Source organism: Pantoea eucalypti (assembly GCF_009646115.1).
In the GTDB taxonomy this organism is placed as follows: domain Bacteria; phylum Pseudomonadota; class Gammaproteobacteria; order Enterobacterales; family Enterobacteriaceae; genus Pantoea; species Pantoea eucalypti.
In genome coordinates this window covers 1590371-1603481 of record NZ_CP045720.1, presented here as the reverse complement: position 1 = coordinate 1603481, position 13111 = coordinate 1590371, and the positions used below count along the sequence as shown (strand labels likewise).

11 protein-coding genes are annotated in these 13111 nt (G+C 59.9%); all 11 read right to left on the bottom strand.

Annotation, left to right across the window (positions count from 1 at the left end; all coding sequences use genetic code 11):
• Positions 1-57: 57 nt before the first annotated feature.
• A complete protein-coding gene (locus EE896_RS07330; RefSeq protein WP_110411293.1) occupies positions 58-1191 on the bottom strand; it encodes a M20 aminoacylase family protein in 1134 nt (377 codons plus the stop codon).
• 1 nt (position 1192) lies between these two features.
• Positions 1193-2119, bottom strand: a complete 927-nt coding sequence (locus tag EE896_RS07325; RefSeq protein ID WP_140916208.1) for a 2-hydroxyacid dehydrogenase — start codon at positions 2117-2119, stop codon at positions 1193-1195.
• Entirely contained in the window at positions 2119-2961 is an 843-nt protein-coding gene (locus EE896_RS07320; protein WP_140916209.1) for a GNAT family N-acetyltransferase, read from the bottom strand. The genes EE896_RS07325 and EE896_RS07320 overlap by 1 nt, the downstream gene beginning before the upstream one ends.
• An 11-nt stretch (positions 2962-2972) precedes the next feature.
• Positions 2973-4304: an NAD(P)/FAD-dependent oxidoreductase gene (locus EE896_RS07315; protein WP_003852381.1), complete on the bottom strand. Its 1332-nt coding sequence runs from the start codon at positions 4302-4304 to the stop codon at positions 2973-2975.
• Between the two features lie 122 nt (positions 4305-4426).
• Positions 4427-6091, bottom strand: a complete 1665-nt coding sequence (locus tag EE896_RS07310) for an ABC transporter ATP-binding protein (protein ID WP_140916210.1) — start codon at positions 6089-6091, stop codon at positions 4427-4429.
• Positions 6088-6939: an ABC transporter permease gene (locus tag EE896_RS07305; RefSeq protein WP_003852377.1), complete on the bottom strand. Its 852-nt coding sequence runs from the start codon at positions 6937-6939 to the stop codon at positions 6088-6090. Before EE896_RS07305 ends, EE896_RS07310 begins: the two co-directional genes overlap by 4 nt.
• Positions 6936-7892 (bottom strand): ABC transporter permease, encoded by a 957-nt coding sequence (locus tag EE896_RS07300; protein WP_003852376.1) that lies wholly within the window; start codon positions 7890-7892, stop codon positions 6936-6938. The genes EE896_RS07305 and EE896_RS07300 overlap by 4 nt, the downstream gene beginning before the upstream one ends.
• A gap of 40 nt (positions 7893-7932) precedes the next feature.
• Complete coding sequence (locus EE896_RS07295) at positions 7933-9540, bottom strand: ABC transporter substrate-binding protein (RefSeq protein ID WP_003852374.1); 1608 nt, start codon at positions 9538-9540, stop codon at positions 7933-7935.
• Between the two features lie 82 nt (positions 9541-9622).
• Complete coding sequence (locus tag EE896_RS07290; RefSeq protein WP_140916211.1) at positions 9623-10900, bottom strand: NAD(P)/FAD-dependent oxidoreductase; 1278 nt, start codon at positions 10898-10900, stop codon at positions 9623-9625.
• A 10-nt stretch (positions 10901-10910) separates the two neighbouring features.
• Positions 10911-11579 (bottom strand): haloacid dehalogenase type II, encoded by a 669-nt coding sequence (locus EE896_RS07285; protein WP_003852370.1) that lies wholly within the window; start codon positions 11577-11579, stop codon positions 10911-10913.
• Positions 11580-11607: 28 nt separating this feature from the next.
• A complete protein-coding gene (locus EE896_RS07280; protein WP_008926926.1) occupies positions 11608-13077 on the bottom strand; it encodes an aldehyde dehydrogenase family protein in 1470 nt (489 codons plus the stop codon).
• Positions 13078-13111: the final 34 nt, after the last annotated feature.

Here is a 13111-nt window from a genome sequence, read left to right as displayed (position 1 = left end):
TCTTACGCTGCCGTAATTCCCCAGGCAGCGGCATTTCCTGTCAAAATCCCGCTGCATTCAGCAGGGAAATTTCTCTGCCAGCGCCTGACGAATCAGGGCGACAAAAACGTTAATGCCATGCGGGATCAGCGCATCATTGAAGTCGTAAGCGGCATGGTGCAGCGGCTTGCAGGGTGCCGATCCCAGCCACAGATAGGCACCGGGGCGCGCCTGCAGCATAAAAGCAAAATCTTCTGAGGTCAGCGCGGGCTGTGGTGCGAGGTCAGCCGGGATGCCCGCCTGCTTTAGCGCCTCAAGGGAAAACTGCGCTTCCGTTGCGCTGTTGATCGTCGCCGGGTAGTAGCGCCGATAGCTGACCTCTGCCTGCAGGCCGTGGGCGGCGGTGATGTGCGCCGCCATCTGGCGCAAACGCGCTTCAATCGTATCCTGTGCAGTCGGGCTGAAGGTGCGCACCGTGCCGGTGATGTTCGCCTCTGCCGGGATCATGTTGTGTGAAAAGCCACCCTGCATTCGGGTAACGGTGAGCAGCGCGGTTTCGCATGGGTCGAGTGCGCGTGAAACCAGGGTATTCAGCTGCACCACCAGCTCACTGGTCGCAAGAAGCGTATCGCATGTGAGATGAGGCTGCGCAGCGTGACCGCCGCCACCCAGCACCCGAATATCAAAGCGGTCGGCTGCCGCCATGATGGCGCCGGGCCGGGTCTGCACCTGACCGAGGGGCAGTTCAGGCCAGTTATGAATGGCGTAGACCGCCTCACAGGGAAAGCGGCTGAAAAGGCCATCCTCGATCATCGCCTTTGCGCCCGCCTGCCCCTCTTCGGCAGGCTGAAAGATAAAGCAGACGCTGCCGTCAAAGCTGACGTCGCGCGCCAGTTTTTCGGCGGCCCCCAGCAGCATCACAGTATGACCGTCATGGCCGCAGGCGTGACTCACCTGCTCTGCCTGGCTTTGCCACTCTGTGCCGCTCTGATCCTGCATCGGCAACGCATCCATATCGGCGCGCAGGCCGATCATGCGGTCACTGCTGCCCTTTTTCAGTATCCCGACCACGCCGGTTTTACCGATGCCGCGATGCACCTCCATGCCTAGCTGTTGCAGGAAATTCGCCACCATCTCGCTGGTGCGCTGCTCCTGAAAGCCCAGCTCCGGGTGCGCATGCAGATCGCGGCGCAGTGCCACTAAATGTTCCATCTTAATATCCTCGCGAACGGTCAATTTCACCGTGCAGCGGTTCGCCACGCTGGTAGCGCCGCAGGTTTTCCAGCAGTGCCGCAATGGCGCTCTCATTCTGCGTCTGGCTGGCGATGTGAGGGGTGAGCCAGATGGCGGGATGGTGCCAGAACGGATGGCCCTGAGGTAACGGCTCCGGGTCGGTGACATCAATCACGGCAGCACGGAGCTGACCGCTCTCCAGCGCGTTGAGCAGATCGTCATGGTTCAGTTGCGGGCCGCGACCGGCCTGCACCAGCGCCGCGCCCTGGGGTAACTGATTAAACAGGCTGTGGTTCAGCAAACCCCGCGTCGTGTCGGTCAGCGGCAGCAGGCAGATCAGAATTTCGCTGTGGGCCAGGAAGTCAGCGAGCTGAGCAGCGCCGTGCCAGCAGCGTACGCCAGGAAAGTGGCGTGGTGTGCGGCTCCAGCCTGCGCAGTCAAAACCCAGCGCCACCAGTTGCGCTAACGCGGCCTGACCCAGTTCGCCCAGCCCCATCACGCCGACCCGCCGCTGCGAGGCGGGTAATGCCGCGTGTGCCAGCCACTGCTGCTGGCGCTGCTGATGAAAATAGCGCGGCATATCACGATGCAGCCCGAGCACCGCAAAGGTGACATATTCCACCATGCCCTGCGTCAGACCCGGTTCGATCATCCTGATTACTGGCAGGTCGGGCGGCAGCGCACTGAAGTCAAACTGATCGGCGCCGGCACCCACCGAGAAGAGCAGTTTCAGGTGTGGAAACCGCGCCGGAATGTCTGCCGGAGGCTGCCAGGCAACCAGCGCCTCAACCTGGTCTGGATCACCGGTCTCTGGCCAGATATGCAGGTGAATGTCAGGTGCATGTTCTGCCAGCCAGCGCTGCCAGATCCGCCCACGTTCAGGCTCCGATTTATAGACGATATGCATCAGGCCATCGCCTGCGTCATCAATCCAAACGCCTGCATACCCTGCGGTGTCCAGGGCGTGCCGCGCACCATTGTGGTGGGCGCATCGACCTGAGGAATACCGAGAGAGGTTAGCCAGGCCGCCATCGGCAGCGCGGCGTCGGTGTCGATTCGCAGGAATTCACCCTGTAACGACTGCATCAGCGAGGCGACCAGCGCCTGCGCGATCGCAAAGTCAGCGGCGATTACCGGGCCAATTGCCCAACCATGCCCAAAGCGGCGCAGGCTGGCGAAGCCCTGAATCTGCTGTGATGCGTCCTCTAAAATCACCGTCTGACAGTCGCGCAGTAAATGCGCAATAAGCGTCGGGCGATGCATACCGTGTGCCTGCTGATCCAGCGTCACCAGCGTGCTGTGATCGGCCAGTGTCGCCGGGCGCAGCTGGCATCCCGCCGGGATCACAACGTCTGGCAGCGTGGTGACTTCACGGGTCTGGTGCTGACGAATCTCACCACAGCTGACAAACCCGAGCTTTTCATACAAGCCTTTGCCCATTTCAGTGGCGTGCAGACGCACGTTGTAATCCGGTACTTTTTCCAGTTGCGCCAGCATCAGCTGTTTGCCGAGGCCACGCCCCTGCTGCTGGTTATCGACAATCACCAGACCCAGCGTGGCGGCACTGTCGCCCCAGCGCCAGAGCACGGCACTGCCGATCAGCCTGCCCTGCTCTTCAATCACTGTGCCCTCGCCCAGCTGCAGCGCCAGCGCCCAGTCTTCGCGTCGGTGGGGCCATTTCAGTGCCTGCGTCATGCTGAAGCACGGGTCAAGATCGTCTGGCGTCATTGCGCGTATTGTCAGGCTCATTAAAACTCTCCTTACATCATGCCTGGTGTTTCAAGTCCGCTGCCGTCCACCAGACGGCTGTAGCGGTACGGCGTTGGATCAACGATAGGGGTGGCTTCGGTGGCAAGATCCGCCGCCAGTCGACCGGCTCCCGGTCCGATACCGAAGCCGTGGGCGCTGTACCCTGCAGACAGCACCAGCCCCGGCAGTTTCGCCACGGTAGAGATCACCGGAATTGCGTCCGGGGTACTGTCGATCATGCCGCCCCACGACTGCGCCAGCCGGAGGTTCGCCAGCGCCGGGTATTCACGCCGCATCGCCGCCAGCCCCTCTTCCACGATTTTTGCATCGGCAGCCGGATCGAGAATACGCATGCGCTCAAATGGCGACTCGCGGTCAAATGCCCAGCCCCCCATCGCTTCCGGGCCGTTGAAGAACGGCGACAGTCCAAGGTTCAGGGTGAGATTCTTGCGGCGACTTTTGAATGTGGGATAGAACTGACGAGCGTAACGCAGCCCCTGTGCGCCTGGCTCCAGACGCCCGCGACCCGAGACGGAGACGGTGTAACTGCCATCCATCTGCGGCCGGCAGGCAAAGCCCGGCGTATAGAGCGGCATGGCGATCGCCTGCTCGATAGGCTGGGTACGGAAAGCGGTGCCAATGACGTTGCCCAGTGGCAGATCAATGCCATGACGACGGCAGAACATCGAGGTCCAGGCCCCGCCGGCGCAGATAACCCGGCTGGTTTTGATCAGACCGCGTTCGGTCCAGACGCCGCTGACACGGCCGCCAGCGATATCCAGCCCGCGCACCGCACACTGCTGAAACAGCATTGCGCCTTTTTTCAGCGCGCCCGCCACCAGCCCAGGCGCAGCGAGGCGCGGTTCGGCGTGACCGTCGGTCGGCGCTGAGAGACCGCCCCGCCACGGAGTGGTGCTGCCCGGCGTCATTGCTTTGGCCTGCTCCGCCGTGAGAATCGAACTGTTTACGCCATAGCCCTTTGCCATCTGGATCCACTTGTCCCAGGCCGCAATGTCCGACTCTTCCTGCGTGGCGTAGACCAGACCACTGCGCCGGAACCCAAGCTCTTCGCCAGTTTCATCATTTAGCTCACCCCAGCGTTGCAGCGCATAAATAATCAGCGGCAGTTCGCGCTCATCGCGGTTCTGCTGTCGACACCAGCCCCAGTTGCGGCTTGACTGCTCTGCCCCTACCAGGCCTTTCTCAATCAGCACAACCTTCACTCCCTGCTTTGCCAGCTCCCAGGTGGCTGCGGCACCGGCAATACCGGCGCCAATCACCACCACATCGGCGGAATCAGGGAAATTCGCACTGTCCTGTACATAACGAATGGGTGCAGGCATAACACAATAACCTCTGTTGTCAGTATCGGGTCTGGCGCAGGGCAACATCGCCGCTGTGCGTAAGTACGTCGCCTGCGCAATGCATCACTGCTCTGCAGGCAGGTAAATCAGAGCACGCTAACTCACTCTGCTTTTAAAATCTCTTCATGCTCATCCAGCCAGCCCTGACGCAGTTCCGGCACCGCGCGCTTCAGGCGCTCGAAATAGAGTTCACTGGTCGGCTTGTCGTAGTCGTTGCGCGCCAGCTGAGTGACGATCCGACCGCTCTTCATTACCACAATTTCGTCGCACACCGCGCGAACGGCATGCATGTCGTGGCTGATAAAGATTACTGAGAGGCCCAGCTCACGGCGCAGCTCGCTGATTAAGTCGAGTACGGCGGCGGCAACCACGGTATCGAGCGCCGAGGTCACTTCATCACACAGAATCAGGTCCGGTTCAGCCGCCAGGGCACGCGCAAGATTGACGCGCTGCTTTTGCCCGCCAGAAAGTGCCCAGGGACGCCGCCACAACACGCTGCGTGGCAGCTGTACCAGATCCAGTAGCTGATAAAGTCGCTGCTGGCGGGCCGAACCACTCAGGCCGTGAAACAGCGTCAGCGGTCGCGACAGGATACGTTCAACGCTGTGGGCCGGATTCAGTGCGGTATCCGCCATCTGGAACACATACTGAATGCGCCGCAGCTCGTTGTCAGGACGTTTTTGCATATCGCCCGCAATGTAGTGGCCGTTAAACAGGATGTGGCCGTGACTCGGGGCATTAAGTCCGGCAATGGCATGCGCCAGGGTGGTTTTGCCCGAGCCTGACTCACCGATAATGCCAATCGCCTGTCCTTTCCACAGTTTGAGGTTAATCTCCTCAAGAATGCGCACTTTCGAATGGCCGTCGCTGCCACGCGGGCCATAACCTGCGTTGAGGTCGCGCACCTCCAGCAGCGGCTGAATATCGGCAGCGGCCGGGCACCAGTTGCTGGGCCGCTCTTTCTGCCGCGCGGCATCCATCAGTAAGCGGGTGTACTCCGCCTTTGGCGCGCCAATCAGATGCGCCGTGCTGCCATACTCCGCCATTTTGCCGCGCAACAGCACCAGAATCCGGTCAGCCATCTGTGCCACCACGGCCAGATCGTGACTGACGTAAATCGCGGTGACACCACGCTGCACCACCACGCGGCGAAACGCTTTCAGCACTTCCACCTGGGTGGTCACATCCAGTGCGGTGGTCGGTTCATCGAGGATCACCACATCCGGATCGCCAATCAGCGCCATCGCCGTCATCAGACGCTGTAGCTGTCCGCCCGATACCTGGTGCGGGAAACGGTCGCCAATCGTCTCAGGATTTGGCAGCGCCAGTTCGCGAAACAGGCCTATGGCCTTCTCTTTCGCCGCTTTGCGCGTCATGGTGCCGTGAATAACCACCGGCTCAATGACCTGATCGAGAATCTTCATGCCCGGATTAAACGATGCCGCCGCGCTCTGGGCGATATAGGCGACGTTGTTGCCGCGAAAGGCGCGTAACTGGCCTGGCGTCAGGCTGTTAACATCGGTGCCAGCAACGTGAATGTTACCGTCGGCAATGCGGCAACCGCTGCGGGCATAGCCCATCAGTGCCATGGCGATGGTGGTTTTACCTGAGCCGGATTCGCCAATCAGCGCCAGCACCTCTCCCTTCTGCACGGTAAAATGAATGTCGGAAACCAGGTCAATCTCTTCGCCGCGATCGGTCTGCGCGGTGACGCGCAGTTTATCCACCGATATCACTGGCATGGCGGTATGTGGTGTCACGTTCATGCTCCCTCCTTCGCCAGCGTCATCGGACGCATCGCCTGAAGGCTGTCTATAAACAGGTTGGCGCCAATGGTCAGGCTGGCAATCGCCAGCGCGGGCATCAGGACGGCAGGCGAACCGTCAAATAGCCCCTGCATATTTTCACGCACCAGCGTGCCCCAGTCGGCATACGGCGGCTGAACGCCCAGACCGAGAAAACTCAGGCCGCTCAGCAGCAGCACGATATAGACAAAGCGCAGGCCAAAATCCGTCAGCATCGGGTGCACCATGTTTGGCAGGATGTCGTGAATGGCGATATACCAGCGGCTTTCGCCCCGCAGCCGTGAAGCCCGGACGTAATCCATGCTACGCAGCGAGCTGGCCATGGCAAAAGCGATACGAAATGCGCCCGGCCAGTAGGTGAATACCGCTGTGAGGATCAGCATCGGCAACGAGGAGCCAAACACCGCGACGATCATCAGCGACAGCACTTTGCCTGGCAGCACCAGCAGCGCGTCATTGACACGGCCCAGTAACTCCTCCAGCCAGCGTCCCGTGACCGCGGCCAGCAGAGCCAGCAGCGTGCCGATCAGACTGGCCAGCAGCGCCGCACTCAGTGCCAGGCCGATAGAGAATTTCGCGCCGTAGAGAATACGGCTCAGCATGTCGCGTCCCAGATAGTCGGTGCCCAGCAGGTTATCCGCCGTCAGGCCACCCATCAGCGGGCCGCCGCCGATGTCATCAATGCTGTGTGGCGCCAGCGATGTGCCGAATACCGCCATCAGAAGCCAGAACAGCGACATCATCAGACCCAGCCGACCTGACCAGGAAAGAGACTGAAAGAAACGCCAGGGCAACAAGAGAGTATTCATGCGCTTCTCCATTTCGGGTTAAAGGCGATAGTCAGAATGTCGGCCGCCAGCAGCAGCACCAGATAGCAGGCGGCGAACAGCATCACGCAGAGCTGCACCACCGGCAGGTCGCGGTTACTGACCGCATCCACCAGCTGGCTGGCCAGACCGGGATAGCTGAAGATGGTTTCGATGATGATCACTCCGCCAAACAGATAGGAGAGACTGAGTGAAATCGCGTTGGCGATAGGGCCGACCGCATTGGGCAGCGCGTGGCGCAGCACGGCGCGGAGCGGCGACACCCCTTTCAGCAGCGCCATCTCCAGATAGGGGCTGTCGAGCTGATTGATAATGGCGGCCCGCGTCATGCGCGCCATCTGCGCCACCAGCACGCAGCAGAGTGTCAGCACCGGCAGCGCGTATGCTTTGAGGTAGCTCAGCAGGTCGCTGTCCGGGCTGCCGAACGACATCGCCGACACCCAGTGCAGTTTGACGGCGAAAATCAGCACCGCCACGGTGGCCACCAGAAATTCCGGTACCGCAACCGTCGCCATCGTGCCGATAACCAGTGCCCGATCGAGCCGGGAACCGCGATTCATCGCCGCGATGATGCCGATGATCAGCGCCATCGGCACGCAGATCAGCGTGGTGATACCCGCCAGTTCAAAGGTGGCGGGGATACGCTGCGCCACCAGCTGTGAGACCGGCAGATGGCTGGCAAACGAGGTGCCGAAATCGCCCTGCACCATGCCGGTCAGCCAGTGGATATAGCGCATCAGCAAAGGCTGATCGAGGCCCAGCTGCTGCCGTAACGCCGCCACCGTTTCCGGCGTGGCGTTCTGGCCGAGAATCATCTGTGCCGCGTCACCCGGCAGCAGGCTGGTGATGAAAAACACCACCGCCGAGACGATAAGCAAAGTCAGGATGCCGGCGCCAATCCGCCGGGCAATCAGGAACATCATGTATCGGTTCATCGGCGTACTCCTTAAAAGAGCCTGTTGGGCCAGGCGGGGATCAGGCTGACAGCCACGCAAACTCATGGAAGCGATAACCCATCATCATGCCCGACGGCCAGGCCTCTACCCCTTTAACCTTCCTGTTATAACCATCGGTGGAGCTGATAAAGGTGGGGATAATCGTGCCGCAGTGGTCATAGATCAGGGCCTGCATGTCGCCATACATCTGCTTGCGTTTCGCCTGATCGCGCTCACCGCGTGCGGCGACCACCAGTTGATCAAACTGGGGATTTTTCCAGCCCGATTCGTTGTTCGGGGCCGTAGAGAGGTAGAACTGGGAAAAGAGCATATCAAGCGTTGGACGCGGGTTTATCGAGCCATATCCGATCGGATCTTTCATCCAGTGCGAAGACCAGTAACCGTCATAGGGCACGCGGCGTACTTTCACGTTGAGGCCCGCCCCACGCGCCATCTGCTGAATCAGCTGTCCGCCTTCGTTCGCGCCTTCGATATTCGGCGTGGTGATGATCTCTACCGTGGAGCCTGTCATGCCTGCCTTTTTGATATGAAATTTCGCTTTTTCAACGTCGAGCGGGCGCGGCTTGAGGTCGGCGTTGTAAAGCGGATGCCACGGCGGAACCGGGGTGTCATTACTGACGTCGCCGTATCCCTGCAGTACGGTTTTCACCAGCATTTCGCGCGGCTGCAGGTATTTCATTGCCAGCACGAAATCTTCGTTGTTACCTGGCTTAACATCGGTGCGGATGATCAGGTTGGTATACATGCCCGATTTACTCTCCAGCACACCAAATTCATTGCTGCCTTTAAGGCGCTTGCAGTCAGCGGCGGTCAGTGTCGACACTATCTGCAGATCGCCCGACATCAGGGCATTGACGCGTGCCGCGCCGTCGGTGACACCAATCAATTCCACCTCATCCAGATGGGGCAGTCCGGGCTTGTAGTAGTTGGGGTTTTTCGTGCCGATGGTGCGCGTACCTGGCATAAACGTTTTGCAGACAAAGGGACCGGTGCCGATGCCTTTGCTGAAATCGGTGGTGCCATCCTTCACAATCAAAAACGGTGGTGTTGCCAGCATGTAAGGGACATCGAAGTTGGCACTGTTGAGCTCCAGCTGCACCTCATTGTCATTGACCGCACTGAACGATTTAAACTGATCGGCCAGCTTAAAAGCGATTGAGGCGATGGCAGGATCTTTGTGGCGGCTGAGCGAGAAGATCACATCTTTCGCGGTCAGCGGTTTGCCATCGTGAAAGGTCACCCCTTTACGCAGTTTGATATGCCAGGTGATGCCGTCGCTGGATTCAATCGATTCGGCCAGCGCCGGTTTCGCCATCAGGTTTTTATCCAGTTCGGTCAGGCCGCTGTAGAACATAAACTGACGGGTGTAATCCGCACTGTTGTTACTTTTGGCAGGATCGAGCGTGTCGGTGGCTGACGCATTCGACATCGCTGCCCGCAGTTTTCCGCCTTTAACCGGCTTGTCATCCGCCAGTGCTTTCCCTGAAAAACCGATCAGGCCGCTGCTCATCGCCGCTCCCGCGGAGAGGATTTTCATCAGGCTGCGACGTGACAGTGAGCCTTCAGTGATCATGCGCGTCAGGGCCGGATTTACCGCATCAGCATCGTTATTATCAAATTTACTCATCTCTCTACCCTCAATAGTCAGGCGAACCGGGAATGATGTTCTGGCGGTGCTGGTGACCTGGCGGCCAGCACCCGACGGGACGTTATGAAAGGCGATCCTTTGCTTTGTAATAGAGTCCTGCGAGCGGTAAAAACCATGGTTTGCCGTGATAACCGGGTAGCGCGGGCCATGTGTCGCGCTGCCAGGGATTTTCAGTGCGCTTTTCGGTCAGCAGATCGGCCATCACCCGCCCCATCCACACCGACATCTGCGTGCCGTGACCGCTGTAGCCCAGCGAATAGAACAGACCATCCTGTTCACCCGCGTGCGGCAGACGGTCGGCGGTCATGTCGACCATGCCGCCCCAGCAGTACTCCACCGCTGCCTGTCCCAACTGCGGCAGCATCTGCGTCATGGCACGGCGCAGGATCTCGCCGCTGCGCGAATCGGATGTCGGGTTGCTGACGGCAAAACGGGCACGGCCGCCAAACACCAGACGGCTGTCAGCAGTCGTACGAAAGTAGTTGCCGATATTCAGCGAGGTGACGTAAGTCCGATTGTTGGGCAGCACCTGGCGCAGCAGCGTCGGGTCCAGCGCTTCGGTCACCACAATAAAGCTGCCGACCGGCACAATGCGGCGCTGAAACCAGGGGAAAGGACCGACGTTGGAGCAGCCGGTCGCCATCAGGACTTTATCCGCCACAATGGTGCCCTGCGCCGTGTGTATCCGGTGCTGATAGCCTTTGAGTCGCTCTAACTTCGTTACCGCGTGATGCGGAAAAATCTTCGCCCCGCTTCGTGCAGCGGCTTCAGCCAGCCCGACGCCAAACTTACCCATGTGCATTTGACCGCCCCGTTTCTGCAGCAGGCCGCCGTGGAAATCGTCGCTGGCGATCTCGTCGCGCACCGCCGTTTTGTCGAGCAGTTCGATCTCCGGGTCCACAGTGCGACGCATCAGTTCATACGCCTCCCGCAGTCCGGCCACGTGCGACGCTTTGCTGGCGAGCTTAAGCTTGCCGCACAGCCGGAAGTCACAGTCGATGGCTTCATCCTGGATCAGTTGCTGGACATAGCTCACCGCATCGTCGAACGCCCGATAGAAGCGGCTGGCCTGTTCCAGGCCCTGACTTGCCACCAGCGAGGCGAAGTTCTGCGCTACACCGGTGTTGCAGTGGCCGCCGTTGCGCGCCGAAGCCTGGCTCATCACGTCACCACTCTCCAGCAGCACCACACTGATGCCGCGGCGCGCCAGGTTAAGCGCCGCCGAGACACCGGTGAAGCCGCCACCAATCACCACTACGTCCGCCTGTGCGGGCAGCGGTTCGCGGGCGGCGCCGGTAAAGGCGGGAGCGGTGGCCTGCCAGAACGATTCCAGTTTCATGGGGTGTTCCTCAGAGTCCGACGACGCCAGGCAGGCCGCCGATATCTTTGATTTCGGTGTACTGGTAGTACGGATTCGCCGGTTCATGGCCGCGATTGACCCAGACCTTGTTTTTGATGCCGAGATCGTAGGCGGTCATCAGGTCATAGCGGAAGCTGGAGGAGACATGGAGAATCTCCTCCGGGCCGCAGCCGAGCTTATCCAGCATGTATTCGAAACCTTTCATCTGGGGTTTATATGCGCCCGCTTCTTCAGCCGTGATGGTCAGGTAGATGGGTGCACCCAGACGCGGTTCATGGTGTGGGATCAGGTCTTTCATCGAATTGGTCAGCAGCACCAGCGGAAACTCCTTAGCCACTTTTGCCAGCCCGGCGGGCACATCAGGATGCGGTCCCCAGCTGGCGCAGTCAGTGTAAATAAAGTCGCTGTCGGCTTTGCTCCACGTCACGCCCCACTTTTTGCAGGTGCGCTGAATCGCATTACTGACCACGTCGTAATAGGGTTTCCATGCGCCGAGCACCTCATCCAGCCGGTAGCTGGAAAAGTCGGTAGTAAAGGCATGCATTGCATCCGGGTCGACGCGGTCGCTGAAACAACGCTCCGCCGCGCCAGCCATATCGAAGCGAATCAGTGTGCCGTAACAGTCAAACGTGATGAATTTCGGTTTAAACAGTGCCATGTAACACCCTCGTCATTGTCAGTTGCGCTTAGAAATCGATGAGTACACTTTTCTGGCGCTGGCAGGCCTGAAACGCCTGACGCCCTAAATCTTTACCAATGCCAGAACCCAGGAAGCCACCGGTTGGAATAATGAAGTCGCCAGAACGTCCATAGCGGTTAATCCAGACGGTGCCCGCCTCTATGGCACGCATCGCCCGCATGGCACGAGGCAGGCTCAGCGTGTGTACGCCGGCACAAAGGCCATAGGTGTCATGGGCGGCCATCGCCAGCCCCTGCTCTTCGTCGTCAAACGTCTGTACTGTCAGCACCGGACCAAAAATCTCCTGCTGCACCGCCGGGTTATCCTGCGCCACGTGGCTCAGCAGTGTGGGCTGCCAGAACCAGCCGTTGTCGGTGTCGGCAAAACGCTCTCCGCCCACCAGTACCTCTGCGCCCTGTGCTTTTGCTGCCTCAATGACCGAGCAGACTTTGTTGCCCTGGCGTTCGTCGATCAGGGGCGCATAACGGCTCTCTTCCTGCCACGTGACACCCGGTTTAAGTTCGCGGCAGAGCTGGGCCAGCCGCTCAACCAGCGGATCGGCGATATTGCGTTGTACGATAAGACGGGTGCCCGCCACGCAAGCCTGCCCGCCGTTAGCGGTAAAGCCGCGCAGAATGCGCTGAGCCAGCACCTCAAGGTCACCCGCGTCATCGAATACCAGTTGTGGACTCTTACCGCCCAGCTCCAGTGTCACGGGTTTCATACCGTGCTGCGCGGCATCGCTCATGATGCGTTTTCCGGTCACGGTCGAGCCGGTAAAGGAGACTTTGCGCACCAGCGGATGGGTCACCAGCGCGCTGCCGGTCACCGCGCCACTGCCCTGAACAATATTCAGCACGCCCGCCGGTAAGCCCGCCTGAATCGCCAGTTCAGCCATACGCACGGTTGAAAACGGGGTCAGTTCAGAGGGTTTGAGCACCACGGCGTTACCCGCCGCCAGCGCCGGTCCGCATTTCCACGACGCCATCGACAGCGGAAAATTCCACGGGGTAATCGCGGCGATGACACCATAAGGTTCAGCAATCAGCATGCCGAGACTGCTGTCACGGGTTGGAAAGAGGTCACCGCTGTATTTGTCGGCGCATTCGGCATAGAAGCGAATCGCTTCGGCGGTGAACGGAATTTCATGCAGCACAACGTCGCTGATTGGACGGGTCGAACCCAGTGCTTCCAGCTGAGCCAGCAGCGTGTCCTGCTCAATCAGATCGGCCCAGCGGCGTAACACGCGACCGCGTTCGCGCGGCGGACAGCCGGACCAGCCGCTGGTTTTCAGCGCCTGATGCGCAACAGTGACAGCGCGATCAACATCCTGCGGCGTCGCGTCCTGCAGCGTGGCATAGACTCTGCCATCCGAGGGACGTTTTACCTCAAATGATGCGCCCTGGCTCTGGCAGTGCTGGCCGCCAATATAATGGCCAGCCGGAAGAGAAACTTTTTCAGGGTCGAAACTTAACATGGAAAAATCCTTATTTGTTACACCCATCAGTTGC

What these genes read in the sequence shown, in the direction of transcription:
- EE896_RS07290 (WP_140916211.1), bottom strand. Translation starts at nt 10,900, where the DNA reads ATGAAACTGGAATCGTTCTGGCAGGCCACCGCTCCCGCCTTTACCGGC.
- EE896_RS07310 (WP_140916210.1), bottom strand. Translation starts at nt 6,091, where the DNA reads ATGAACGTGACACCACATACCGCCATGCCAGTGATATCGGTGGATAAA.
- EE896_RS07280 (WP_008926926.1), bottom strand. Translation starts at nt 13,077, where the DNA reads ATGTTAAGTTTCGACCCTGAAAAAGTTTCTCTTCCGGCTGGCCATTAT.
- EE896_RS07325 (WP_140916208.1), bottom strand. Translation starts at nt 2,119, where the DNA reads ATGCATATCGTCTATAAATCGGAGCCTGAACGTGGGCGGATCTGGCAG.
- EE896_RS07330 (WP_110411293.1), bottom strand. Translation starts at nt 1,191, where the DNA reads ATGGAACATTTAGTGGCACTGCGCCGCGATCTGCATGCGCACCCGGAG.
- EE896_RS07315 (WP_003852381.1), bottom strand. Translation starts at nt 4,304, where the DNA reads ATGCCTGCACCCATTCGTTATGTACAGGACAGTGCGAATTTCCCTGAT.
- EE896_RS07320 (WP_140916209.1), bottom strand. Translation starts at nt 2,961, where the DNA reads ATGAGCCTGACAATACGCGCAATGACGCCAGACGATCTTGACCCGTGC.
- EE896_RS07295 (WP_003852374.1), bottom strand. Translation starts at nt 9,540, where the DNA reads ATGAGTAAATTTGATAATAACGATGCTGATGCGGTAAATCCGGCCCTG.
- EE896_RS07285 (WP_003852370.1), bottom strand. Translation starts at nt 11,579, where the DNA reads ATGGCACTGTTTAAACCGAAATTCATCACGTTTGACTGTTACGGCACA.
- EE896_RS07300 (WP_003852376.1), bottom strand. Translation starts at nt 7,892, where the DNA reads ATGAACCGATACATGATGTTCCTGATTGCCCGGCGGATTGGCGCCGGC.
- EE896_RS07305 (WP_003852377.1), bottom strand. Translation starts at nt 6,939, where the DNA reads ATGAATACTCTCTTGTTGCCCTGGCGTTTCTTTCAGTCTCTTTCCTGG.